Here is a 24,601-nt window from a genome sequence, read left to right on the forward strand (position 1 = left end):
CGATGGCAACATTGCGTCACGACTGCAAAGCGATTCACATGCGCGCCAAGCCGTGCCAGTGCGCCACAACGTGCGGAATCATCGATGATCATGGTGCATGCGCCATCCTTGGCGCGAGTCAAAGTGTTCCAGCGCGCCTCGGCCAGAACGCCACCACCGTTGCGAGCAGACTCACGAGGAGGCAGAGCCACGCAAAGGCATTGCCGATTCGCAGGTAGAGCGTGGGCATATGCGGGGCGATTGGCAGGTCGGCAAGCAATCGTCCGCCGCTGCTTGGCGCGCTGGCCAGAATCCGACCTTGAGCATCGCTTAGGGTCAACTCGCCGCGGCGCGCGGCGCGCAGGACGGCGAAGCCATTCTCGATCCCACGAAACACCGCCATGCGCGCATGCAGGCTTCCGTCGACGCCGAAATCCCAAGCGGGCACAAACAACAATTGCGAGCCGGCCAGTCCATAGTCGCGACCGAGCTTGGGAAAATCCAAGTCTTTGCAGATTGCCGTGCCGAATCGGAGGTTGTCCGAGTCGACTACCTGTGACGCGGTGCCGGCCTCATAGCGGTCCTCAAAGAACGGCAGCAGGTGCTGTTTGAAATACCGCAGTTGGGCTTGCCCAGGCTGGATCACCCAGGCCGCGTTGTGTTCGTTGGGCTTGGTCAGTTCGGCAACGCCGATGACCAAGGTCATTTGGTATTGATCGGCCAGGGACTGCCAGTGCTGCGATTGCGCCTTGATCTGCGCTGGATCCAGTCTGGCGATGACTTCGGGCAGCACGACGTAGCGGACGTCCTGCTGGTACAGGTCTGCGAGTTCTTGATCGATCCGCTGAAACAGTGCCTGGGTGGCGGGATCGTCACCTGGCATCGGAAACGCGGGTTCGTCATACGCCAACGCGGCCACGCGAATCGACGGACCGGTTGTCGTTGGTTGGAGTCTCCAGGTAGCGCCAGCCACGACCAGCAGCAGTGGTACGACTGCCAGCGCTAGCAGCCGCCGACGCTTACCCGCATGCGTCGGTGCTGCTGCCAGTGCGAGCGCGGTCGGTACCCATATCAGCAGAAAATCGAGCCCCCAAAGCCCCGTCCAGGCAAGAACTTGACTGAGCCACACGTTGTCCATCTGCGAGTACGCCAGATTGCCAAAGCTGCCGTGTGGCGACACTCGCGCATCCAGATAGTTCAGGCTCGCCCAGATTGCTGGGAGCGCGAACGCCGCGAGGATCATCTGGCCACGGTCGTGCAGACGTTTGCTGATGAAAAACGCTAAGGCGGCGTGCCATGCCGGGGTCAGAATGGCGAGCGCAATGATTAGTAGCGGCAACTCCAGCACGCCGCGCAGATACCCGAACAGGTTGAGTCCGGAAATCGCCCAGCACATCAGCACCATTCCCAACGCGAGCAGCATATTGTGGCGATAGGCTGGAATCAGTATTGGTACCGGGGCGATCAGCATCAGCCACGGAATTGGCGCCAGGCCCGTGCTCAGAAACAACAGGCACGCGCTGACGAGTGCGCCAACGATCAGTAATCGTCGCGACGGTGCCTGTGCGCCCTCGGGCGCGGGTGGCTGCAGATCAGTTGGCACGGAGTCCATGGATGAGTCTCTGGAGGGAACGGCGATAGAACTTCCGGAACGCCGCTTCGTCATAGCTGAAGCGGCCGCCGCGATAGAGGCAGATCAAGCCATGGGCATGGGCCCAGAGCGCCATGCTGACGTCCCAGACGTTGTCGCGTGCTAACACGCCGGCGTCGATGCCGGCTGTAACAGCCTGGGCGAGCAGGTTGCCTGTTGGTGACCGACCTTTGCGGAAATCCTCAGGGAACTTTCGGGCACTCGGGCGCGGCTCGGCAAACATGTAGTCGAAAATCCGAGGATGCGCGAGTGCGTAATCCATGTAGCCGCCGAGCATGGCCTCGATCTGCTTCAACGGTGATTGCCGCGTCCGTTTGGGCGTCCAGAACCCGGCGAGTTCGGCAAACCCCGCGTCGGCGATTTCCTGCAGCAGGGCCTCGCGGTTTTCGAAATGGCGATAGATCGCCATGGCGCTGATGCCTGCTTGCTCAGCGACTCGGCGCATGCTGACGGCGCCCGCGCCCTCCGTTTCGAAGATGTGGCGGGCAATTTGGAGAATACTCTGGGCGGTGGTGTTCATAGGTTTACAGTGTAAACATGATTGCTCTGCGCGCCAAGTCCCGGGTGCCATCAGTCATACTGCCTGAAGCCGTTCCGGCCGGCTGCGTCGGCGGGCTTGGCACCAGCCACAAAGAATTGACGGTCATGCCGTATGCTTCAGATGGGGCTGCGCTCGGCCAACCTGAGGGGCGGCCCCGCTCTTACTGCTTGAATGGGAAAACAGCCATGAATCGACGCCAAATCCTGCAATCGTTGTCAGCGGCCTGTGTTTTGGTCGGTGCTGCTGGTTTGAGTGCCTGCCAGAGTCAGCGTGCCCAATCGTCGCTGGCACGGGATGATTTTCGCACGCGACTGCCCGAACCCTGGCGCAGCCAGGTTATGGACCCGGCGCTGCAATTTAGACTGCGCTGGACCGCGTTCGACCCCCGACGCACGCGCTGGAGCGATGGCGTGCTGACACAGTCTGAGGGGCTTGCCGACCAGACGTGGTTCGCGCCCGGAAGCTGGGTCAAGCTCCCTTTGGCTCTGATGGCGCTGGAGCAGATCGAGGCGGCAGGGCTTGGGCTGGATGCCCGCATCGAATTGTCCGAGCCGCCGGTTTCGGGCGAATGGTCGATCCAAGAGCCCAGCACGGAAGGGTTCCTGAAAACGCTGCGGCGCGTGTTTGTGGTGAGTGACAACGTCGCTGCCAACCGGCTGTACGAGTTCCTCGGCCAGGATGTCATTCACCAACGCCTGGCCGAGCTTGGTTACCCCAATGCCCGTATCGTGTCGCGAATGGGCTCGCCAAACCCGAACCTGAATCGGCAGTCGGTCGCAGTCGTGCTCCGCAATGCCGTGGGCGGTGTGCGGCTTACGATCCCGCAACGAGTCAGCCGGACGATTCGGCGGTTCCCGCATGGCGCCGCACTCGCTGGGCGCGGCTGGTTCGACGGGCAGCAAATTGTGAGCGGTGCGCACGACTTTTCCGAGAGCAACTACCTAGACATTGCCGACATGCATCAGATGCTCCTGGCGCTCATTTGCCCGGAAGCCGTGCCAGCGGCGCAGCGCTGGCAGATCAGTGAGGCCAGCCGCCTTGCCGTGCTCACAGAAATGGCGCGCTGGCCGGCAGAATCACCGGATCCACCCTACTCACCGGAAGCGTTCCCGGCGAACTACGCCAAGTTTCTGCTGCCGAATGGCGTGCAGCGCGGGCATGTGCGGCTCTATGGCAAGTCGGGGCAGGCTTACGGCTACTTGAACGATGCGGAGGCGCTCCTCAACACGGAGACCGGTACGCTGATGGTGGTGTCCACGTCGATTTACGTCAATGCCGATGGGGTATTGAACGATGATGCCTACGACTACGAGCAGGTTGCACTTCCGGTGTTCTCGGCCATCGCAGACCGGTTCTGCTGACGGGCGGCCGCAACCCGGAGCGCCCGATCAGGAGCGTGCGATCAGCGGGCGTCACACCAACTGATCGCGCTCGTCGCCAACCAGGTACTTGAGCGTGGTTTCGTTCGGTGGAAACTGCACGAAGTAGCCGATCTGTTCGAGGTTCGCGAGCACTTTGCTGGTTTCCGCCCGGGCGAGCTGCCGCTCGGGATGCAAATCGAAGTTGAGCGCCGGCTTGAGTGGGCTCAACGCCTTCAGCAATTCAGGTGGCAAGAGGCCGAACGCGTCCTGCTGACGCAGATACACGTATGTTTCCGGGCGTTTGTCGCTGCGATAGACGTACGTCATCATGACCAAAGCGCTCCGATAAACCTCATTCCCACTCGTAAATGGTGAAGAACACTGGGGACACCGGGCCGTCCTTCGTGTCGCCTTCGAGTCGGCCATCGCCATCGGTGTCGAGGTACGTATAGCTCATGCCGTTCTCTGCCGTCACCCGCACCATCGTGAGCTGTGCGCCTTGGCGGTACTCCTCGATCGTCAGGCCATCCTCCTTGCGGATGGTCACGGCCGGCGGCTCTTCATTCGGGCCAGGAATCTTGTCTGGGATCGGCACATCGGCCGGGCGCGGCGGATCGACATTCAAGACCTCCTCGTCCGGGCTTGTCGCCGGAGCAGGTGCCGCAGCGTCTTGGGCCAGGCTGGCCCATGCAATCAGCAGGGCGCAAAGCCCCATCAACAGTCGCGAATTCATTGCCGTGCTCCTTTGCTGCCAAAAGGTTGGGACTGGGCTCAAATCCAGCTAGCGTCCTGTCCCGCAAATAGCTTGAAACAAATTTGGAAAAATTTCGAGCCAAGAGCGGGAGGATGGGACGTAGTGGTTACTACGGCGACGACAACCAACGCAGCATTGGCTTGAAAGGCGAGAACGTTGTTCGAGCTATTTGCGGGCCAGGGCACTAGGCCCACGCGCCGATTATGGCGCGTTTTCTTTCAGTGCAATGGCTTGCAGGCCGTTGCTTTCAAGGGTGGTCTTCGCGGTGTCCAGCTCGCGCAAGTCGGCAAACGGGCCCACACGGACGCGAAAGTAATCCTGGCCGTTGATGGCCACGGTCTGCACGCTCGCGCGAAGCCCAAGCAACGCCAGCTTGGCTTTCAGACTCTCGGCATCAGCGCCATTGCGAAATGACGCCGCCTGCAGCATGTAACGTTGGTTGGCGTCGAGGGGCTGCGCGGGCTGCTGGTTGGCTTGCTTGACCAAGGCCTCGGGCACGACTTGGTCCATTTCCGGGAGAACCTCGTAAAAACCGTACTTCGGTTTCTCCGGTTCGGCCGCAGGCTTGATCTCGTTGGCCGCTGGCGGCGTCGGCGTCGGTGCCTCGTTACGAAGCTTCGGTGCCCAGCCTTTCATCATGACGATGGCGGACAAACCGAGGCCAATCAAGATGCCGCTCAGCAACCACACCCACCAAGGCAGCGGGCCGCGCTCGCCGCCATGGTGCCGGGTGGCTTGTGCGCGTGCTTTGGCCATCAGATACGCTCCGGCGCGCTGACGCCAATGACACCGAGGCCTTCGCGCAGCACCTGCTGCGTGGCTTCGGCCAACGCCATGCGTGCGCAACGCAGCGAGCCCGATTCAACGAGCAGCGTGTGTTCGTTGTAGAACGCATTGAACGCTGCCGCCAGTTCGCGGAGACCATTGACGAGCAAATGCGGCGAACGATTCTCAACCGCCGCCTCGACCAACTCGGGGAATGCCGAGAGCCGTTGCAGCACATCAATGGCTTGCGGTTCGCTCAATTCAGCCAATGCCGCGAGGCCAAGCTCACGGTCGTAGCGAAGATTCTTGTCCACCGCGTTGCGGAACACGCCGCACAGACGCGCATGGGTGTAATGCAGATAATGCACCGGGTTGTCGAGCGACTGTGAACGCGCCAGATCGAGATCGAAGTCCAAATGCTGATCGTGACTGCGCATCACATAGAAGAAGCGCGCCGCATCGCGACCAATGTCCTCGCGAAGTTCGCGCAGCGTCACGAATCGACCGGCACGCGTCGACATCTGTTGTTTTTCACCACCTTCAAACAGCACCGCAAACTGAACGAGCTTGATCTCGAGCCGATTCGGATCCACACCGAGACCCTGCGCGGCCGCCTTCAGGCGGGCAACATAGCCGTGGTGGTCTGCGCCAAACACGTAAATCGCGCGGTCGAAACCGCGGTCGAACTTGTTCAGGAGGTACGCGATGTCCGACGCAAAATACGTTGTGGCGCCGTTTTCGCGGACGACCACGCGATCTTTCTCGTCGCCGAACGTGGTCGCCCGGAACCACAAGGCGCCGTCTTGTTCGTACATGTGACCCTGGGCCTTGAGCACATCGATCGCACGCTGCACCGCGCCCGAGGTGGCCAGAGACTTCTCCGAGAACCAGTTGTCGTAAATCACACCGAAGCCGGCGAGATCGTCCTTGATGTCGGCCAACTCGGCTTTCAGGCCAGCATTGAACAAGCGCTTGTACTCGTTCTCGCCGAGCAGCGTCTTGGCCCGGACTATCAGAGCATCGACATGGGCTTCTTTGCCTTCTTCGCCGCCGCCTTGATTCAAATCGAGCGGCAGGTCGTTCAGTACTTTGGATGCAGGGCGGTGCAACACGCCGCCATCGTTCAGACGCAGATCACGGGCAATGCCATGGACGTAATCGCCCTTGTAACCGTTGTCCGGGAAGCGAATGGTTTCGCCGCTGAGTTCGAGATAGCGCAACCACACGCTGATCGCCAAGATGTCCATCTGGCGGCCGGCATCGTTGACGTAGTACTCGCGGTGCACTTTGTAGCCACCGGCTTCCAGCAGGTTGGCGAGCGACGAGCCATAGGCTGCGCCGCGGCCATGACCCACATGCAGCGGACCATTCGGATTCGCCGAAACGTATTCAACCGTTACGGATTGGCGCGATGCAGGTATCGCAAAGCCATAGCGCGGATTGCTAAGCACGCGAGCGACCGTGCGCGTCAGCGCGTCGGCGTGCAGGAACAAGTTGATGAAGCCCGGGCCAGCGATCTCGACCTTGGCAATATCCGCATGCTGAGGCAGGCGCGCAACAATCAATTCCGCGACTTCGCGCGGTTTGCGGCTCGCCAGTTTGGCCGTTTGCATCGCGACGTTGACGGCAAAATCGCCGTGCGCCTTGTTGCGCGTACGTTCGATCGCATAGTCCGGGACAGTCGCCGAAGGCAGCAAGCCCTCAGCAGCCAGTGCCTGAAAGGCTGCGTCGATCTGGGAGCGGATGATGTCTTTCACTACGAGGTTCCTGCATGCATACGAAACCACGAGTCTAGCAGGCTGCCAACGTGCGAACTCCCGAACTGGAGCAGGGCGATTCGGGCAGCTTGCTGGCATTCAGCATGTAAGCCCGGCACAGAATCGTGTTTATTTGCGGTCGTCTGGGAGACCGCCCCGTCGGCCCGACACAGCCTGTGGATAACTTTGTGGGAAATCGCCCGGGGCCAGAGCCAGCGCGGCGCTCAGCAAGTCCGGTAAGTGTCAAGACTCGATCGCTAAAAATCCTTAAAAGTCTTGTTTAATCAATGGTTTGGAAAAACAACGTCAGTTTAGAGTACAACTAGGGCCTGCAAACGGCACCGAGAATTTGCCTCTGTGAACAAGTCCCGCGCCCTGTCAATACCGCCAGCGCCCGTCTCGGCCTTGGTCAGCGCCTATTTGGTGCGGCTTTCTGGTGAGCGCGGGTTGTCGGAACGGACCGTGGCCGCTTACGCCGAGGATTTGCAGCGGTTCGCGAACTGGATGCAAACGCTTCCGCGGCCTTTGGATTGGTTGCAGGTTCGCGCGGAGCATGTGCGTGCGTTCGTTGCCGCGGAACATCGGGGTGGCTTGAGCGGCAAGAGTCTGGCGCGCAAGCTCTCGGCGCTCCGTTCCTTCTTTGACGATCTCATTCGTGATGGCCGCATCGGTGCGAATCCGGCGCGCGGCCTGCGGCCACCGAAGTCCGCGCGCAAGTTGCCGTCCGTGCTCGATGCCGATCAGCTCGCGGGATTCCTGCAACTGCCCGAGGACGATCCTCTGGCGATTCGCGATCGCGCGATGTTCGAGCTGTTCTATTCATCAGCGCTCCGCCTGTCCGAGCTCACGGCGCTCCGCTGGGAACACTTGGATGCCGGCGCGGGACTATTGCGCGTGTTAGGTAAGGGCAACAAGACGCGAATCGTGCCGGTTGGCAGTGTGGCGCTTGCTGCGCTGGCCGCTTGGCGCACGTTGCAGCAACCTGCCAACGACACGCAGGCCATGTTCACGGCGCGCGGCGAACAGGCGATCTCGACCCGCAACGTGCAAGCTCGATTGAAAACCTGGGCGCAGCGACAAGGCATCTGGCAGCGGTTGCACCCGCACTTGCTGAGGCATTCGTGCGCGTCGCACGTGCTCGAATCCAGTGGCAACCTCCGCGCCGTCCAGGAGTTGCTCGGACATGCCGATATCGCGACGACGCAGATCTACACCCATCTGGACTTCCAGCATTTGGCGAAAGTCTACGATGCGGCACATCCAAGGGCCCGGAAAACGAGTTCCTGATCGCCGCTCATTGCGCAAGAAAAAGGCCCGGGCGGTCAGCCCGGGCCTTTGCGTAAACAGCAATATCGCGGTCTGCTCAGGCCGCGAATTGCGACAGCACGCCCGCGATCGTGGCGGTCATGAATGTGGCGATCGAGCCACCCAGTACCGCCCGCAGGCCGAAGCGCGCGAGATCGGTCCGCCGGTCGGGGGCCAGGCCACCGATTCCGCCGATCTGAATCGCAATCGATGCAAAGTTGGCAAAGCCACAGAGCGCATAGGTCAGAATCAACTTCGTGTGGCTGCTGATCATGCCGGCGCCCTCGCCAATCGGAACCTTGGCCAATTCGCCATAGGCGATGAACTCGTTCAGCACGATCTTCTGGCCGATCAGGCCGCCAGCGGTGTTCGCTTCCTGCCACGGCACACCAATCAGAAACGCAACCGGGCGGAGCAGCTCACCCAGAATCATGTTCAGGCTGAGGCTCACCGGTGCATCCTTGCCTTCGCTCAACCACGCGTTGATCCCAGCAAAATCGCCAAACCAGCCAATCATCGCATTGATCAAAGCGATCAGTGCGGTAAATGCGAGCAGCATCGCCGCGATATTGATGGCGAGCTTCATGCCGTCAGACGCGCCGGCCGCGGCGGCGTCGATCACATTCGCGGCCGTCTTTTCGACTTCGACATTGACCGTGCCGCGGGTCAGCGGCGTGCCGGTCTCGGGAACGAGGATCTTGGCGATCAACAAGGTGGCGGGTGCGGCCATGATGGACGCGGCCAGAAAGTGCTTCGCAAAAATGGCCTGCTGCTCGGGATCGGGCCCACCGAGCATGGTGATATAGGCAATCATCACGCCGCCAGCGATGTGCGCCATGCCGCCAATCATCATGGTCAGCAATTCTGATTCGGTCATCTTGCTGATGTACGGGCGCACGGTCAGCGGCGCTTCGGTCTGGCCGATGAAAATGCTCGCACATACGCTCGTGGTCTCGGCGCCGGACACGCGCATCACCTTCGTGATCGCAATGGCCATGGCCCGCACGATCACCTGCATGACACCCAGGTGATACAGAATCGCCATGAACGCCGCAAAGAAAATGACGGTTGGCAACACTTGGAATGCGAAGATGAAGCCAAGCTTGTCGGCTCTCGCCGCGTCGCCCAGCACCAGCTCCGAGCCCTTCTGCGTGTACGACGACAGCTGCACGAACGCATGCCCGAGCTTGTCAAAACCCTCGGCAAAGAGTGGCAGGCCCAAAACCGCGGCCAAGCCCAGTGCGATGTGGCCGCCTAGGCGCAGGGTATTGGCTTGCGCCGCCAATCGGCCACTGGCCAAGTAGAGGACGATCGCGCTGATGCTCAATACGAGAATCAATGGCCGCCAGATTTCTTTCAGACTCATGGCGCCAAGAATCGACTCATAGGTCGGGATCATCTTGTGACCCAGCAGCACCACGGCCGCGAAGGCGATCTGCAGCGCAATGCCCGTCAAGACGAGCTTCCAGTCCACCCGCCAGCGATTGTTCGAGAACAGCCAGGCGATGAACACCAGACAGCTCAACCCGAAGGCACCCCAGAGCACGCTCAAAACCATAAATCCTCGCCCTTTGTTGTTTTCACGACATGTTGACCGCCGAGGCTAGCGGGTGGGCGCGATCCGGGCAATCGGGTGCGAGTCTGGTTTGCCGCAATTCGGCCAATTTCGTCAACGCCGTCTGGGCTTGATGTCGCATCCTGCGCGCAAGTGATTGATTCGGCAGTCCCTCGATGTTCCTGGCGCGCATGCCAATCAGGGTGGCAGCTGCCGGCGCCGACTGATGAGGCGCCATCCGGCAAACACCAAGAACCCGCCGAGCAATCCACCGAGATGGGCGAAATGCGCGATCTGCGTGTCCGCCTGGCTGAATCCCAGGTAGAGCTCCACCAGCGCGTAGAGCAGCACAAACAGCCAGGCCGGCATGGGGATCGGCGGGATCAACGGCACGATCCGCGCCTTCGGAAACAAGCGCGCGAACACGTACAACAATCCAAACAGCGCGCCCGACGCGCCAACGGTCGCCGCGGCGCTCTGCTCAATGGCGTTCGCCAACAATTGGACCAGACCTGCGGTCAACGCGCCGGTGCCAATCAGCAGCACATACCGGTAACGCCCCACCGCGCGCTCGATCGGCGACCCAAACAAATAGAAGCCGTACATGTTGAAGAACAAGTGTTCGGGCGATCCGTGCAGAAACATATGGGTCAGCAGTTGCCAGGGTGCGAATGGGCCAGTCAGCGGCCAAAGCGCGAACATCTCCAGCAACTGGTGATCGAGCGTGGCGTCGACAAAAAACGCCGCCGTACACAGCACGATCAAACCGATCGTGATGGGTGTGCGGGTAGGAGGGTCGTCGTTCGTGAGAGGGCGTTCGTGCACGGCGCAAGTATGCCATCGGATCATGTGGGTGCGGTCGCCTGCGCTCGCGTCCGATTGGACCGGCGCTTCGATGTGTGCATTGGGGGAGATGCGCGCGCAGATCGTCGATCAGGCAATGGCTGCCGTCAGCTTGAGGATCGTGCTGTGAACATCCTGTACCGATTGTGCTGGTTGTACGCGCTATTGCTCAGCCCGCTTTTGTGCGCGCAAGTCCATGTGACGGCAGACCAAGGTCGGGCGGTCAGCGAGTGGTGGTACGAGCCGGAGAGCCCGGGCTGGGGCCTTATTCTCACGCATTCCGGCAATCGCACCGTCATGCTGTACGCCGGGTTCGATGGGCAAGGCCGCGACGTGTGGCAGGTCGGGGTTGGGTCTCGCAGTGTCAGTGCGATCTCAGTTGAGCTGATGCAATCGCACTGGGATGCGGGCACCAATCGTGTCGATCAGCAATGGGTGGCTGGAGCGGTCGACTTTCGCTATGTGGGGCTCGATCGAGCCGAGGCCACAATCAGGCAAGGCGACAGCGTCCGCACTGTGGCGCTCGCGCGCATTGTCAGCACGCGGCAGAGCGCTGTGGATGATTACTCGGGTCTATGGCACAACCCGGAAGTGCCAGGATTCGGTATGGCGCTGCTCACGCAGGGCCCCGTGCTTGCGGTACTCGCCAGTGCGTACGACGGCGCCGGTGCGCCGCGTTGGTGGCTTGGCTACAAGCTCAGTCGTCCCAATGATCCAGCGCCATTTGTTGCGAAGCGATTCCGCCGGGACTGCGCGCTTGCCACGTGCAGTGTGACCGAGGTTTTGGCCGGAAGCATTTCCATCCGACCGCGCAACGAGCGCGACCTCTCCGCGCATCTTCGCTTGAACGACGGCTTCTCACCATTGCCCAATGCCCCCGTATTCGCGAACTTCGGGCGTTACCAGAATATCGGCGAGTCGGCATCCGGTCGTGTTGATCCAAGCGATGCGCGACCGTTTCATAGCGACGCGGCGTTAGATGACTATTTGACGCTGGCCGAGACGGCCTCACCCGAACTGCCCTACGGATGCATCGACTTCTCGCCCGCACCGGCCGGCACCACAGTTGGTGCGGCCGGCAGCGGCACCAACACTCAGGAGGTTGGTATCGACGAGGGCGATATCGTTGCGCGGAGCGGCGACCTGGTGGTCAGCCGGTCGCACTACACCCTGTTCAGCGATCCACCGATATCGGTATCCCGGTTCAATCTCACCCGCATTCGGTCCGATATGCCGGTTGCCAGCCACATTGCCGACTTGTTCCTGCCGGTCTTGCATCACGCGGAATCCGCCGTGGTCTTGCCAGCGCCGGCCGGTCGGCATCGATTCGCGCTGCTGAGCAGCAACCGCCAGACGGGCTTCGGTTTCTGTGCCCCGACGCTGCAAGAGTGGCCACCGGAAACCGCGCTGACCGTCATCGAGGTTGACGCGCTGGGACAGGTCTCCCAGTTGTGGCGCTATATCGTCGCGGCCCGCGCCGGCGCGCTTCGGCTGCAGGACAATGCACTACTGCTGACTACCAGTGCGTCGGTGCTGACCGGCGTCAACCCGGACGGCACCAGTTGGCAGACGTTTCGACCGACTTGGCACTTCGAGGGTGGCGCCGCAGCGCCATTGCTTCGAGCCGAGAACACCTGGCTCAGTGATTTCCAGCCCGGAACACTGGGCACGACTGTGGTGACCGTGCATCGCCTGCCGCTTGCGCAACCAGACCTGGTCAAGCATTTCTCGCTGTTCAGCTCGCAGGGCAATCTGTATGTCGGGCCGGACTCGGTGTATTTGAGCAGCGTGCGCGTCGAGCCCATTTCGTTTACTGAAGACAATCAAGTGATGTCGTATCGGACGCTGACCGGCATTCATCAACTGGATGCACAGGACTTGTCCTGGCGTGGCAGTGCCGATGTTGCCGGGCAACTCGTCGGTGACTACGCCGGTACGTGGGCGATGCAAGAGCGGCACGGCACATTGCGCGTATTGACCAATCACTTCCAATCGAACAGCGTCGAACTGCTAACGGCTGCGAAGCTTACGGTGCTGGCGCCGAGCGCGACCGAGCGTCGACTATTGGTCACGGCCGAATTGCCGAATGCAGCGCGACCGCAACCCATTGGCCGGTCTGGCGAAGAGATCCGCGGCGTCAGGTTTTTTGGCGATCGTCTCAACGTCGTGAGCTTCCGCCGCATTGATCCGCTCTACGCCATCGACCTCTCCGATCCAACGGATCCAAAAATCGCCGATGAACTGGAAATCACCGGCTATTCCGAATATCTGCATCAGCTGCCGAGCGGGAAGTTGCTCGGATTCGGCGTTGAGGTGGATCCGAACGGCAGCAACGCCTGGCAACCCGAGGCGTTGAAATTGAGCCTGTTTGAAGGGAACGACGGGGGTTCTAGTCTGGCCCCCATACAGTCCTTTCTGTTCGGCGGTGCCTACAGTCAATTGCCCGTGCTGAATGAGCCGCATGCCGTGTCGGTATTCCAGTCCAGTCCTGAAGATCTGTGGTTCACGGCGCCGACACGCTTGTCCCTGCCGGCTCCGCCCGGAACCTACGGACCAATGGCCGTGCTCCGCGTCCGCTACAACTTGGCGGCAGGCCGAATTCTAGAAGCGCGGGTGATCCCGACCAGCGCCGAGAGCAACGGATTCGACAACATTTACGATGCGCGAACCGTCGTGTTTGGCAGTCAGCTGTACTACTTCCATGAAGACCAAGTCTATGCTGCGCCGCTGGCGAGCCCAATCGAGGTCTTGCCGCAAGTACTCTGATGAGCGGCCCTTGCCGCGCGGAGAACCTGAATGACGTCGGGATTGCGCGCGCTCTGAAGTAGTTGGTGAAGAACGCTCATCCTGAGCCTTCTTGCGTGCGCGAATCTGACGCGCGCGAATCCGACACATCGCCTGGCGCGGCAAAAGCAACGGCCGTTACGCTGCTGGAGTGCGGTGATCGTATCGGACGTTGCGACTCGTCCCGATGCGCGTCGCGCAAGCGCCGATCAACACCGTGACGCCTGAACGGTGGCTTGGTTTTGTCGCGCTGTTGGGGGAAGCGATTGTGCGCTGCGTCTTATTCAGTATGAACCAACACAGTGTTGCCATGGCCGTGCCGGAAGGCGCCAAGCATTGCCATGACAGCTGCCTGGGATCAAACTTGAACTCAGGTCAAGGTGTTGGTGGTGTCAGCGGTGGTTGAATCGGAACCACGCTGTGCAAATCCGGAATAGGCATCTGCGACGTCCAAGCGCTGCTGCTTGCAACCCGGTTCCATTATTTTGACAGACGGAAAGAGGATTTCCTGATGCGAGTCGTTGCTCTGATTTGTTTGATTATTGGCGCAGGCCTGCAGTCGCTGACTGCGACCGCGCAGACTCACGTGACGGCTCCGAATGGGCGGGTCGTCAGTGAATGGTGGTATCAACCCAGCGATCCCGGTTGGGGTTTGGTTTTGACCCATGCGGGCACGCAGACGGTTGTGCTCTACACCGGGTTCGACGCGAACGGACAGGATCTGTGGCAGGTCGGCGTCGGTGCGCGGAGCAATCAGCGCATTCAAGCCGATCTGTTGCAATCGCATTGGGATGCGGCGAACGCGCGCGTCGATCAACAGTTTGTCGCGGGTGCGATCGACCTTCGCTATCGCGATGCGGATCACGCTGATCTGGTGCTGACGCAAGGCGGGCAAGCCAAGACGGTTCAGATCGAACGCGTCATCAGTACGCGCCAAAGCTCGGTGGATGACTACTCGGGTCTGTGGCACAACCCGGCCCAGCCTGGATTCGGCATGGCACTGTTGACGCAGGGGCCGGTGCTGGCCGTGGTCGCAACGGCTTACGATGCGAGTGGCGATCCGCGTTGGTGGTTGGGCTACAAGCTGAGCAAGCCCAACGATCCGGCGGCATTTCCGGCCCGGCGCTTTCAGAAGCGATGCCAGAATGGCAGTTGTTCCGTGGTCGAGGCGAGTGCCGGGAACATCTCGATTCAGCCCCGCAGTGAGCGCGAGCTGTCGGCGCAACTCGCCCTGGCAGATGGCTTCTCCCAGAGTCCCAACGCGATCGTGTTCCAGGATCACGCGCTGTACGCGAATCTCGGCGAGCCCGCCTCGGGCCGCGAGCGTCCGAGCGATGCCCGGCCGTTCCACAGCGACGCTGCGTTGGAGGACTACTACCGAATGGTGCAGGCGGCGACGCCGGAATTGCCGTTTGAGTGCCTCGACTTCTCACCACTGCCGCCCGGCGCAACCGGTGGCCCTGGCGGCAGCGTGACCAGCACGCAGGAAACGAGTGTCGATGAAGGTGACTTGTTGGCCCGCAGTGGTGATCTGGTCGTGCACCGCGTTGCGAGTACCGTGTTCACGTCACCGCCAATCACCCTGACGGAGTTTCGGATGACGCGGATCCGGGATGACCGCACCGAAGCACAGACGATCCGGATTCTGCCGTTGCCCGATTGGCAGTACGCCGATTCGGCCCTGGCCCTGCCAGCAAGCAATGGGCAGCATCGCTTTGCGCTGTTGACCAGCAATCACCAGAATGGTTTCGCCATCTGTTGCCCGCAACCGGTTTCGGTCACGCCAAAAACGACCCTCACGATTGTCCGCGTGAATGCCGATGACTCAGTTGCCATCGAGTGGCAGTACACCGTCGAGGCGCGTCCGGGCGTGCTGCGTCGAAACGGCAATGATCTGCTCCTGTTGACCAACAGTTCGTTGCTGCAGTCACCGGATCCGAACAGCCCGGCGACCGTGGTCACGCGGCCCCGGTGGCGGTTTGGCAACGATGCGCCGCAAATGCTCTTGAAGCCGGCCAACACGTGGCTGGGTGGCTTTCAGCCGGGCACGTTGGGGAGCACGGTCATGACGGTGCATCGCATTCCCCTGTCGGCGCCAACGGCGGTGCAGCATTTCTCGATGCTGATGAGCCAGGCGCAGATGTATGTGGGAAATGACACGATCTACTTGGCATCGCAACGGCAGGACCCCAGCAGCTTCGGCATCGACAATCGCATTCTGTCGTACCGGACCATGACCAACATTCACAAGCTGGGTGCCACGACGTTGGCATGGCGGGGCAGTGCCGATGTGCGTGGAACGCTTGCGGCAGGTTCGCGCACCACGTGGGGGCTGCAGGAGAAGGCTGGCGACTTGCGCGTGTTCACGGCCATTCGTGATTTGCAGTCGGGCGACACGTTGACTGCGGGACTACTGACGGTGCTGCGTGAAAACAGCGCGACGCAACATCTGGACGTGCATGCGAGCTTGCCCAATGCCAATCGACCGGATCCGCTCGGTAATGCGGGCGCCTCGGCACAAAATGTGCGCCTGTTCCAGGATCGCCTGCAATTTCTGGCACTACCGGCGCCGAATCCGCTGTTCGATATCGACCTGTCGAATTCCGATGATCCAAAGATCGCCGGCCGACTCGATCTGAGTGCCTACTCGGAGTACGTGTATCGATTGCCCGATCAGAAGCTGCTCGGCTTTGGCGTCGATGCCACGGGTACCGGTGCGACGCCGTTGGCGTCCGAGGGATTGAAGCTCAGTCTCTTTGACAACCGCCAGGTGTCAGAACCGGTTTCCGCGCAACAGCATTTCTATTTCGGTGGCGCCGCGAGCGAGATGCCGCTGCGCAACGATCCGCACGCGATCAGTGTTACCGACACGGGCACCGACAGCATTTGGCTCACCACGCCGGTTCGCTTGGGGATTGATGCAACGCCTGGCGTGACGGAGCCGTTGTCTGTGCTGCGCATGCTGTTTTCACGTAGCAGCGGGCGCTTGCTGGAAGCCAAGAACATTCCCACCGACAACCCCGCCGATGATCCGATTCGAACCTCGGATGCGCGTACGGTGATCTACGGCAATCAGCTCTACTTGTTCCTGGACCACGGCATTTTCGGCAATCGCCTCGACAGTCAGTCGGGACTGCTGCCGCGCCTCAATCCTTGAACATAGCCACACTCTCGCCAAGACGCAGCGCTTGTCGAGAGGGGTGATCGCCGAAGGACCCGGTCACAACAGGCCAGAAGACTTTTGTATCGAACAGCGCGCCGGTTTTTGTAGGAGCGGCTTCAGCCGCGAACCGATCTTGCGGCAAGACCGATTCGGGCCTGAAGGCCCTCCCACAACAAGTGAACCATGCGCACGTTGGGAACGTAGAGCCGGCGCTGATCTCAAGGATTCGCTCAGCCCGGCTCGATCGCATCCACGCGGGTGTAGCCACGCGGTAGCAACGAACCGCGCTCAGCGCGAACACCTTGCAACTCGACCAGATCGTTCCAAGTGCGCGTCAGCTTGCGGCCGTTGCTCCAGATCAACACGCTGGCACCATCGGCGATGACGGTGACGCCGGCCAGCTGTTCGGTGCCGAGCTTGGCTTTCGGAATCTCGATGATCTTGTTGCCCTTGCCGCCCTTGTCGAGCTCCGGTAGCTCAGCCACCGAGAACATCAGAATGTGGCCGGCATTGGTCACCGCCACAATGCGATCGCGCGACGAATCGCCCACGAGTGCTGGCGCCAAAACGTGCGCGCCATCGGTCAACGACACCATCGCCTTGCCGGCTTTCTGGCGTGACGTGAGATTCTCGAACCTGGTGATGAAGCCATAGCCATGAGAACTCGCGATCAGCACCTTCTGATTCAGATCGGCCGCGATCAGCGCGTCAAATCGCGCGCCTGATGCAGGCGTGAAACGACCCGTCAGCGGCTCGCCATGGCCGCGCGCCGATGGCAGCGAATGTGCGGGTGTGGCGTACGCCCGACCTTCGGAATCGAAGAACACGACTTGTTGCGTGCTGCGCCCTTTGCATGACGCGCGCAGACTGTCGCCCTCGCGGTAGCTGAGGGTGGACGCATCGATTTCATGACCCTTCGCAGAGCGGATCCAACCCTTCTCGGACAGCACGATCGTGACCGGCTCAGACGACATCAGGTCGGCTTCCGACAGGGCCTGCGCAACGGCGCGTGCGATCAGCGGCGAGCGGCGCTTGTCGCCAAACTGATCGGCATCCTTCCGGAGTTCATCTTTGACCAGCATCTTCAGGCGGTCTTTGGATTTCAACGTCGAGTTGATCCGCGCCCGCTCTTCTTCGAGCTCGTCCATTTCGCCGCGGATCTTCATCTCTTCGAGTCGCGCCAATTGGCGCAGCTTGGTGTCGAGGATGTAATCCGCCTGCGTCTCGCTGAGCTTGAAGCGGCTGATCAGCTTGGCCCGAGGCTCTTCCTCGGTGCGAATGATGCGGATCACTTCGTCCAGATTCAAATAGGCGATGCGCAACCCTTCCAACAGGTGCAGACGCTTTTCGACCTTTTCGAGACGGAACGTCAGACGCCGACGCACCGTATCGGTGCGAAAAGTCAGCCATTCGTTCAGCAGTGTACGCAAATCTTTGAGCTGCGGTCGGCCGTCGAGGCCGATCATGTTCAGGTTGACGCGATAGCTCTTTTCGAGATCGGTCGTCGCAAACAGGTGGCCCATCAACTCTTCGGCATCCACGCGATTCGAGCGTGGCACCAGAACGAGGCGCACGGCATTCTGGTGGTCGGATTCGTCGCGGACATCTTCCAGAAGCGGTAGCTTCTTGGCCCGCATTTGATTCGCGATCTGCTCCTGCACCTTGGCCGCCGAGGCCTGATAGGGCAGCGCAGTGATGACGATGTTGCCATCCTCGCGGGTATAAACCGCCCGGGCGCGCACACTGCCAGCGCCGGTTTCGTAGATCTTCAGCAATTCTTCGCGTGGCGTGATGATCTCGGCATCGGTCGGATAATCCGGGCCCAGAACGTGCTCGCACAGATCACGGACCGTGGCGTTTGGATCGTCGAGCAGGCGAATGCACGCAGTCACCACTTCGCGCACGTTGTGCGGCGGAATATCGGTGGCCATGCCCACGGCAATGCCTGTGGTGCCATTCAGCAGCACCTGCGGGAGTCGGGCCGGCAGCCACGATGGCTCTTCCAGCGTCCCGTCAAAATTCGCAGCCCAATCGACCGTGCCCTGGCCGATTTCGCTGAGCAATGATTCGGCAAACTTGCTGAGTTTCGCTTCCGTGTAGCGCATGGCGGCAAAGCTTTTCGGATCGTCCTGCGAACCGAAGTTCCCCTGGCCTTCGATGAGCGGGTAGCGATACGAGAACGGCTGCGCCATCAACACCATCGCCTCGTACGCGGCCGAGTCGCCGTGCGGATGAAACTTACCGATCACGTCACCGATCGTGCGCGCCGATTTTTTCGGCTTTGCCTGGGCATCGAGTCCGAGCTCGCTCATCGCATAGACGATGCGACGCTGTACCGGCTTCAAACCATCGCCAATGAACGGCAGCGCACGATCGAGCACCACATACATCGAGTAGTCGAGGTAGGCGCGCTCGGCGTAGTCCTTGAGCGGCACTTGCTCAAAGGATTGATATCCAGGGGTTTTAGACATGCTGAAACTCGGTTGCGCAGGGCAAAGCGGCCATTATATTCACAGTCTCCGGCCACTGTCCGATTTGTTGCAAGATGTGCTTTGATTTTCAATGACTTGTGGGCGTGGCGCACCAGTGGCATCGGATTGGCCGCAAGGCGCCTGTCACCCAAGTGATTGATTCTGCGACAACGAGGCCGAGCAGGCACTCAGCACGCAATGGAACTCTTCGACAGACCACTCAACGTCTGATTTGCCGGACTAGAATCGGGCGGCGTGCCAGCCCGGGAGTGTCGTGTGCGTTATCAGACCGTTTTGACTGCGATCCTCATTGTGGGCACGAGCGCGTGCGCACAAATGCCCCGGTCCGGGCTCGATTTTGAAGCGTCCTTGAAGGCACAGGCTGATGCCTGGGACGCCGCGATTGTGCGAAAGGATCAAGACGCCATCGCGGCAAACATGGCGGCGCGTTTTTTGGCGATCAGTAGTGCGGGTGCGCTATCTGATCGGGATCGGTTTATCGCCAACCTCACGTCCGCCGAACTCGAAATCGACCCCTACACGGTCGAGGAATTCCAGATTCGTCGCTTTGGCCAAGCCGCGCTGGTCACCGGGCGAACGCACATGACCGGGCGCTATCAAGGCAAACCCTTTCAGACCGACTACCGATTCACCGACACCTACGTGTACGAATCAGGCCGCTGGGTGGTCGCCAATGTGCAAACCACCGAAGTGGCAAGCCAATAACGCGGCAGCATCTGGTTGGTGCAGCAAGCATATTGAGGCGACCCCAGGCAGGCCGCCGGTGCCAGCAGGCTGTGTTGACGCGGGCTTCTCCTGCGAACCGATGCGTCCGCCGAAGTCGACGACGCGCGCATCGGCCCGGAACCAATGGGTCACCGATGGGTCGCACTAGCCCGTGCGGTCGGACTCTTAGGCTGGATTGCCGGCGTGGCGCCTGGCAGTCGACACGTCACGGTCTTGCGCAGCCCCGTGTCAGCGATGGTCTTGGTCTTCAGACGATCAGAAAGCGGCATCACGTCACCGTTCAGGCGCCAGTCGTAGATCAAGTCAAAGCTCAGCACGCGGGCAATGTATTCCCGGGTTTCCTTGAACGGGATCGTTTCGATGAACACATCGACGGGCAATTGCCCGCGCTGGGTCTGCCAAAGCGCCATGCGGCTCGGGCCGGCATTGTAGGCCGCCAGCACGGCATATTCGCTTAAAGACTGCTTGTTGAGCAGTTCATTGAGGTAGCGCGTGCCGAGGCGGATATTGAAGTCCGGATCAAACAAGCGCTGATTGCTGGTGAACGGCACGCCCTCCAGCTTGGCAATTCGCTTGCCGGTGCTGGGTAGCAATTGCATGAGTCCATACGCGTTGGCACCCGATACGGCGTCCACGACCAGCGCGCTTTCAGCGCGCATGACGCCCGCCGCAAAGCTTGGCCGGATTTGTGCCTGCTTGCTCCAGCTGACGATCGATGGCAGATACGCGTTCGGGAAGCGCAGGCTGTAGAACCGCATTTCCTCAGGCTTGGTCAGCGCGAAGGGCGCGCGGTCGAACCAGCCGATCGCCTGTGCCTGCACACTAGCAGCGACTTTCTCGGCTTCGGTCAAGGTCGGTAGAACGAAATCCCACTCACGGGCGGCCCAGCGATGATGATCCAGTTGATACAGCGCCAATGCGCGTTGGATGCCCGGAATCGCCTGGACTAGTGTCGCGGCGGCTTCTGGCGTGGGCGGTTCGCGTAGACACAGGTTGTAGGGCAGCGCGAGATGATCGGCCGCGAGGAATCCGAAGAAGGTTGGTGAATCCGCCAACGCCCGAAACGCGGCCTGTGCGGTATCGGTGCGCTTCAGTCGCTCATCGATGACGGCGCGCCAGTAGCGCCACCGTGGGTCTTGTTGCTGGGTCGCATCGAGACGTGCCAGCGCCTGATCGGCGGCCAGAATATCGTCGCGTGCGAGCGCTTCGCGCACGCGCCATTCGCGCGTCATGGAGCTGTCTTGCCCGACTTCAATCAGGCCGAGCCAGGTCGACGCGTCGCTGGCGTAGTCGTTGGCCCGATACAGCGCGATTGGGTCAAGCATCCGAGCGCTTTGCGCCGATTCAAATTTGAACCGGCTATTGGCTTCGCGCCACAGCGTGATGGCCCACGCCTGATCGCGTTTAGCAAGGCGCGCAATCGCGAGCGATATGGCCTCGCGGTGCGGCGCATCATCGGGCCAGGTCTTCAGACTGCGGCGCTGCTTGCTCGGCGCATGTAACAAGTCGTGCGCATGCTGATAGGCAATTTGTTCGGTCTTGCCCAGACGTTGCGCCAGATAGACGCCGAGTTGGGCCTGTCCATGCAGGAACGCTTTCTCGATGCGACTTTGGACTTCCTTGGGGCCAATCGCTTTCAGGGAGTCGGCATAACTGATCAACGGATTGCAGGAATCCGGCAGACTGTTTGGGGTGTCCCAGATCGCCACGATGTCGAGGACGATTTCCGAGGCCGGGCGTTCGTTCAGCGCAATCTCGCTCTGCAGCAGCAGGCAGCGATCGCTGGTTTGGCGAACATAGTGCCGAAGCGCCAGGACATTCTGATGTTCCGACGCGGCGGCAAATTCACGTAGCAGTCCTTCCGCAATCCCCTGGGCGAGCGGACCGTCCGGATACTGCTTCAGAAATTCCAGGCGCTCTGCCTGAGGCCGCTTGGGGTTTTTCTGCAGCAAGGCGTGCGCCAAATACGGCGCGAGCACATGAGTCGCCAATTCGGGTGGCAATGTCTTGGTCTGGCCGCGCTCGATCGCAGTCAGCGCGGCCGGAAACGGGTCTTTGGTATCTGCGGCCAGCGCTGTGCTCAGGGTCAGTCCAGCCAGCAGGAACGATCGAACTAAGTCAATTCTCATCATCCACAAAGCTTATCGATGTTGCCGCGGGCAGAATCATGACGCTCATAACACCGTGCGGTTTGGCCAACCATTGCGACCCGCGTGTGAAGCCGATGTTCAGCCTGCCGCAGTGTTGGGCTCGATGAGATCCAACGCGAGCACCATGGCATCCTCCCGGCCATCGCGGGCGGGGTAGTACCGTGGGCGCCTGCCGATCTCCAAAAAGCCAAGCTGGTAGTAAAGGCCGATCGCCCGGGGATTACTCGGGCGGACTTCCAGGAACACCCGATCAGCGCGATGCCAGCGCGCGAGGTCGAGCAGGCGCTTCATCAGGCGCTTGCCAATGCCCTGGCCCTGGTAGGCCGGCGCGACCGCGATGTTCAGCACATGGCCTTCCTCGGCGGCGACCGCCAGGACGAAGTAGCCAAAGATCGCCGCGCCATCGGCGAGCACAAAACAGTCGTATCCGGCGCGCAGACAATCGCGAAAGATCTGCAAGGTCCACGGGAATTCATAGGCGGTCTGCTCGATCGCCGCAACCGTCTCAAGATCGTCATCGGTCATCGCCCGCAAGAACGCCGACATGGCTGCTTCAAACCGGACGTGCGGTGGCCAGCAATGGCCGCAACTGCCGCCACAAGGCGCGTTTGGCGCTGGCCGAGCGCAGTGGCAGGCTGACCCGAACGCTGATCACGCTGGCCGGAACCTGCAAATCCTTGCCCAGCACGACTGCGTAGGCAGGCCATTGTGCGGGCGGGCTCACCGGCTCTGTTTGCCCGAACACCCAGGCAAGATCGCGCTGCAGATTGGGCCAGTCGGGAAGCTGGCCAACCAGGATCGGCATTGGGCCGCGTTTGACAACCGGCCGCACCGTTTTGCCCATGGCTTCAGCGGACGCGCGGATTGATGCGCTCAACGCATCGAGGCTTGCATGTTGCGGCGGGCGCGGCGGGTTGCTGCCCGAACTCGTCGTGGGCAGTCCGGCGTTGCTCGCGGGGGCGGTTGATCCGATTGGTCGGTCAATCCCTTCGGTGGACGCTTTCGGCGCTGGCGCAGCATCCTCGGTCCGAAGGACGTAGGTGGGTACACCCATCAATGCCAGCATGCGCTCGCGTTCGACCGACGACAGCATCAGGGGGCCTTTGGGCTGAGATCAAGTTGCGCCAGATCGGCGCTGAAGGCCGCGTAGCTTTGGTCCAGCGCGGCGGCAAACGCCCGGATGCTGGCCTGGATGGTGTCCGATTCGGCCTCGACGTCTGCACCATAGTCGTTGAGCAGCAATGGAGCGTCTTGCTGCCGGCGCTCGACGCGGATTTCCATCCGGACACGCGCGTGCCAGCGCTGGTTCATGCGAACGCGCTCGAAGCGTTGCAGCCGGCCCGAAATGCGGAGCGCATCGAGGCCAGGCGGGAGCCGGTCGGTGATCAGTTTGGCCGCGTACTCGGCGCGTAGTTGATCAATCAGGCGCCGCTGCAGCATCAGTGAAGGCGGTTCGTCCCAGAGCTGATAGTGGTATGCCTTGATCGAACCTTCCGGCTTCACTGCGTACAGAATGGCCTGGTCGTTGTAGACCCCATCGGCGCGGAACGGACTGACCGTGATGGGCACCGGAAAGCGCGGTTCGGCATCGGCCGCCCGCTCGCGATCAGGCACGCTCGACATGCGATAGAACGCCATGTCGGGTACCGGCGCCGACGCGCAGGCGGCAAGCAGCAGAATTGCCAACACCGCGCCTGTGCGCAGCAAGAGGGTCGGCAGACGGGGCAGTGGCATGTTCGGGCTCATTCCTCTTCGACGATCACGTCGTCGGCCTCGGGCGTAAACAGCAGGCGATTCGGATTCTTGCGGATTTCGCGCGAGAACTCATTCAGATTGCGGCTGGATGCTTCCAGGTTGATCGAGATGGCGTCGATCCGCTGGGACAGACTGCTGGTGATCTCTGCCAGATCATTGACGGTTTCGCGCAGCCCCGGACGGTTCTCGGCGGCAATCTCGTTCAACTCGTTCAGCAATTGGTCGAGGCTCGCGCGTGTGGTCTGCAGATCTTTGGAGATCGTTGCCGCAGCGTCCGCCGTGCTCGCAATATCACCGAGCATGGCGTCGATGTGTTGTCGGTTTTCTGGCTTCAGCACGTCATTGATGGCATTGCTGGCTTTGTTCAGATCCTTGAGCAGCTTTTCGGCCTCGGCGAGGATAGTGGGTGCCGAGGCATCCAGGCTCGCGCCGAGGGAATCAAGGCGCTTGTCGAGGGTGTCGACCAACGGCCGGATCCGTTCGCGCGTCAGCGCGGTGGCTTCGGTTGCCAGATCGTTCAGCGCAGTGAAGACATCGCCGCCACCCCGCGATGTCATGGTTGCTCCGGCCTTCAGCATGGTCTTGCTGTCGCCCTCGATAATCGCAATGGCGACGTCGGCAAGCAGCCCGGTGCTCTGCATCGCGGCGATGGAATTGTCGGGAATACCCCAGTCATCGCGGATCGACAGCGTCGCCTTGTAGTGCACACCCGTGTTGTCCCGGCTGGGCTCCAGACCTTGAACGGAGCCAACGCGATAGCCTTCGTAGAAGACCGGAGCGCCGACTTTCAGGCCGGTGACATTGTCGTAGACGGCAAAATAGTCGACGCCTTGTTCGCGCTTGCCGGTGATGACCACCAACAGCACGAAGAAGCCGATCAGGCAGGCCAGGACAAAAGCGCCGACCAGGGTGTAGTTCACGGTATCGCGTTTCATGCGGCGATTATGCCTGGATTGCGCGCCAATTCGATCAGTCCCTGATCAGAGCAATCTGGCAAGTGTTTGATTCAGAAGCTGATCC

18 protein-coding genes and 2 pseudogenes are annotated in these 24,601 nt (G+C 61.1%); 5 read left to right on the plus strand and 15 right to left on the minus strand.

The window, feature by feature from the left end:
* Nucleotides 1-118 precede the first annotated feature (118 nt).
* Nucleotides 119-1,591 carry a nitrilase-related carbon-nitrogen hydrolase gene (locus tag C7S18_RS03040; protein WP_170113072.1) on the minus strand — a complete coding sequence of 491 codons (1,473 nt, stop codon included), beginning with the start codon at nucleotides 1,589-1,591 and terminating at the stop codon, nucleotides 119-121.
* Nucleotides 1,572-2,150: a TetR/AcrR family transcriptional regulator gene (locus tag C7S18_RS03045; protein WP_106890160.1), complete on the minus strand. Its 579-nt coding sequence runs from the start codon at nucleotides 2,148-2,150 to the stop codon at nucleotides 1,572-1,574. Before C7S18_RS03045 ends, C7S18_RS03040 begins: the two co-directional genes overlap by 20 nt.
* A gap of 206 nt (nucleotides 2,151-2,356) precedes the next feature.
* Between C7S18_RS03045 and C7S18_RS03050 the strand changes: the two genes are divergently transcribed.
* On the plus strand, nucleotides 2,357-3,532 hold the full coding sequence (locus C7S18_RS03050) for a serine hydrolase (protein ID WP_170113073.1): 1,176 nt from the start codon (nucleotides 2,357-2,359) through the stop codon (nucleotides 3,530-3,532).
* Between the two features lie 51 nt (nucleotides 3,533-3,583).
* Here the strand turns inward: C7S18_RS03050 and C7S18_RS03055 are convergent, their stop codons facing one another.
* The 4 genes from C7S18_RS03055 to argS all read right to left on the minus strand — a co-directional run bounded on the left by C7S18_RS03055 (nucleotide 3,584) and on the right by argS (nucleotide 6,808).
* Nucleotides 3,584-3,862: a YcgL domain-containing protein gene (locus tag C7S18_RS03055; RefSeq protein ID WP_106890162.1), complete on the minus strand. Its 279-nt coding sequence runs from the start codon at nucleotides 3,860-3,862 to the stop codon at nucleotides 3,584-3,586.
* A 22-nt stretch (nucleotides 3,863-3,884) separates the two neighbouring features.
* Entirely contained in the window at nucleotides 3,885-4,265 is a 381-nt protein-coding gene (locus tag C7S18_RS03060; RefSeq protein ID WP_206207966.1) for a DUF2782 domain-containing protein, read from the minus strand.
* Between the two features lie 222 nt (nucleotides 4,266-4,487).
* Complete coding sequence (locus C7S18_RS03065; RefSeq protein ID WP_106890163.1) at nucleotides 4,488-5,042, minus strand: SPOR domain-containing protein; 555 nt, start codon at nucleotides 5,040-5,042, stop codon at nucleotides 4,488-4,490.
* On the minus strand, nucleotides 5,042-6,808 hold the full coding sequence (gene argS / locus C7S18_RS03070) for an arginine--tRNA ligase (RefSeq protein ID WP_106890164.1): 1,767 nt from the start codon (nucleotides 6,806-6,808) through the stop codon (nucleotides 5,042-5,044). The genes C7S18_RS03065 and argS overlap by 1 nt, the downstream gene beginning before the upstream one ends.
* Nucleotides 6,809-7,165: 357 nt before the next feature.
* On the opposite strand from argS, the gene xerC reads away from it, so the two are divergent.
* Nucleotides 7,166-8,095, plus strand: coding sequence for a tyrosine recombinase XerC (gene xerC, locus C7S18_RS03075; protein ID WP_240623973.1), 930 nt, complete (start codon nucleotides 7,166-7,168; stop codon nucleotides 8,093-8,095).
* 76 nt (nucleotides 8,096-8,171) lie between these two features.
* Here xerC and C7S18_RS03080 read toward each other — a convergent pair.
* The 3 genes and pseudogenes from C7S18_RS03080 to C7S18_RS24135 form a co-directional block, all read right to left on the minus strand.
* Nucleotides 8,172-9,329: pseudogene (locus C7S18_RS03080) on the minus strand (NupC/NupG family nucleoside CNT transporter); the annotation flags it as partial.
* Nucleotides 9,330-9,581: 252 nt separating this feature from the next.
* Nucleotides 9,582-9,671: pseudogene (locus C7S18_RS25245) on the minus strand (hypothetical protein); the annotation flags it as partial.
* Nucleotides 9,672-9,866: 195 nt separating this feature from the next.
* Nucleotides 9,867-10,493, minus strand: coding sequence for a rhomboid family intramembrane serine protease (locus C7S18_RS24135; protein WP_170113074.1), 627 nt, complete (start codon nucleotides 10,491-10,493; stop codon nucleotides 9,867-9,869).
* Nucleotides 10,494-10,637: 144 nt separating this feature from the next.
* Between C7S18_RS24135 and C7S18_RS03095 the strand changes: the two genes are divergently transcribed.
* Together C7S18_RS03095 and C7S18_RS03105 are read left to right on the plus strand one after the other, a co-directional pair.
* Nucleotides 10,638-13,277 carry a beta-propeller domain-containing protein gene (locus tag C7S18_RS03095; protein ID WP_170113075.1) on the plus strand — a complete coding sequence of 880 codons (2,640 nt, stop codon included), beginning with the start codon at nucleotides 10,638-10,640 and terminating at the stop codon, nucleotides 13,275-13,277.
* A gap of 529 nt (nucleotides 13,278-13,806) precedes the next feature.
* Nucleotides 13,807-16,452 (plus strand): beta-propeller domain-containing protein, encoded by a 2,646-nt coding sequence (locus tag C7S18_RS03105; RefSeq protein ID WP_106890168.1) that lies wholly within the window; start codon nucleotides 13,807-13,809, stop codon nucleotides 16,450-16,452.
* Between the two features lie 236 nt (nucleotides 16,453-16,688).
* Here the strand turns inward: C7S18_RS03105 and parC are convergent, their stop codons facing one another.
* A complete protein-coding gene (parC, locus tag C7S18_RS03110; protein ID WP_106890169.1) occupies nucleotides 16,689-18,929 on the minus strand; it encodes a DNA topoisomerase IV subunit A in 2,241 nt (746 codons plus the stop codon).
* A gap of 276 nt (nucleotides 18,930-19,205) precedes the next feature.
* On the opposite strand from parC, the gene C7S18_RS03115 reads away from it, so the two are divergent.
* Complete coding sequence (locus C7S18_RS03115) at nucleotides 19,206-19,655, plus strand: nuclear transport factor 2 family protein (RefSeq protein ID WP_106890170.1); 450 nt, start codon at nucleotides 19,206-19,208, stop codon at nucleotides 19,653-19,655.
* 149 nt (nucleotides 19,656-19,804) lie between these two features.
* On the opposite strand, the gene C7S18_RS03120 is transcribed toward C7S18_RS03115, so the two are convergent.
* The 5 genes from C7S18_RS03120 to C7S18_RS03140 all read right to left on the minus strand — a co-directional run bounded on the left by C7S18_RS03120 (nucleotide 19,805) and on the right by C7S18_RS03140 (nucleotide 24,516).
* The gene (locus C7S18_RS03120; RefSeq protein WP_106890171.1) at nucleotides 19,805-21,808 is read right to left on the minus strand and encodes a lytic transglycosylase domain-containing protein; all 2,004 of its coding nucleotides are present in this window, start codon (nucleotides 21,806-21,808) and stop codon (nucleotides 19,805-19,807) included.
* A 96-nt stretch (nucleotides 21,809-21,904) separates the two neighbouring features.
* Nucleotides 21,905-22,372: a ribosomal protein S18-alanine N-acetyltransferase gene (gene rimI / locus C7S18_RS03125; RefSeq protein WP_206207967.1), complete on the minus strand. Its 468-nt coding sequence runs from the start codon at nucleotides 22,370-22,372 to the stop codon at nucleotides 21,905-21,907.
* Nucleotides 22,373-22,379: 7 nt separating this feature from the next.
* Nucleotides 22,380-22,919, minus strand: coding sequence for a hypothetical protein (locus C7S18_RS03130; RefSeq protein WP_106890172.1), 540 nt, complete (start codon nucleotides 22,917-22,919; stop codon nucleotides 22,380-22,382).
* Nucleotides 22,919-23,560 (minus strand): ABC-type transport auxiliary lipoprotein family protein, encoded by a 642-nt coding sequence (locus C7S18_RS03135; RefSeq protein WP_170113076.1) that lies wholly within the window; start codon nucleotides 23,558-23,560, stop codon nucleotides 22,919-22,921. Before C7S18_RS03135 ends, C7S18_RS03130 begins: the two co-directional genes overlap by 1 nt.
* An 8-nt stretch (nucleotides 23,561-23,568) precedes the next feature.
* Entirely contained in the window at nucleotides 23,569-24,516 is a 948-nt protein-coding gene (locus tag C7S18_RS03140) for an MlaD family protein (RefSeq protein ID WP_106890174.1), read from the minus strand.
* Nucleotides 24,517-24,601 lie beyond the last annotated feature (85 nt).

Source organism: Ahniella affigens (assembly GCF_003015185.1).
GTDB classification, from domain to species: domain Bacteria; phylum Pseudomonadota; class Gammaproteobacteria; order Xanthomonadales; family Ahniellaceae; genus Ahniella; species Ahniella affigens.

Coding starts and splice junctions, on each gene's coding strand:
- C7S18_RS03040 (WP_170113072.1), bottom strand. CDS start 1,591: ATGGACTCCGTGCCAACTGATCTGCAGCCACCCGCGCCCGAGGGCGCA.
- C7S18_RS03045 (WP_106890160.1), bottom strand. CDS start 2,150: ATGAACACCACCGCCCAGAGTATTCTCCAAATTGCCCGCCACATCTTC.
- C7S18_RS03050 (WP_170113073.1), top strand. CDS start 2,357: ATGAATCGACGCCAAATCCTGCAATCGTTGTCAGCGGCCTGTGTTTTG.
- C7S18_RS03055 (WP_106890162.1), bottom strand. CDS start 3,862: ATGATGACGTACGTCTATCGCAGCGACAAACGCCCGGAAACATACGTG.
- C7S18_RS03060 (WP_206207966.1), bottom strand. CDS start 4,265: ATGAATTCGCGACTGTTGATGGGGCTTTGCGCCCTGCTGATTGCATGG.
- C7S18_RS03065 (WP_106890163.1), bottom strand. CDS start 5,042: ATGGCCAAAGCACGCGCACAAGCCACCCGGCACCATGGCGGCGAGCGC.
- C7S18_RS03105 (WP_106890168.1), top strand. CDS start 13,807: ATGCGAGTCGTTGCTCTGATTTGTTTGATTATTGGCGCAGGCCTGCAG.
- parC (WP_106890169.1), bottom strand. CDS start 18,929: ATGTCTAAAACCCCTGGATATCAATCCTTTGAGCAAGTGCCGCTCAAG.
- C7S18_RS03120 (WP_106890171.1), bottom strand. CDS start 21,808: ATGATGAGAATTGACTTAGTTCGATCGTTCCTGCTGGCTGGACTGACC.
- rimI (WP_206207967.1), bottom strand. CDS start 22,372: ATGTCGGCGTTCTTGCGGGCGATGACCGATGACGATCTTGAGACGGTT.
- C7S18_RS03130 (WP_106890172.1), bottom strand. CDS start 22,919: ATGCTGTCGTCGGTCGAACGCGAGCGCATGCTGGCATTGATGGGTGTA.
- C7S18_RS03135 (WP_170113076.1), bottom strand. CDS start 23,560: ATGCCACTGCCCCGTCTGCCGACCCTCTTGCTGCGCACAGGCGCGGTG.
- C7S18_RS03140 (WP_106890174.1), bottom strand. CDS start 24,516: ATGAAACGCGATACCGTGAACTACACCCTGGTCGGCGCTTTTGTCCTG.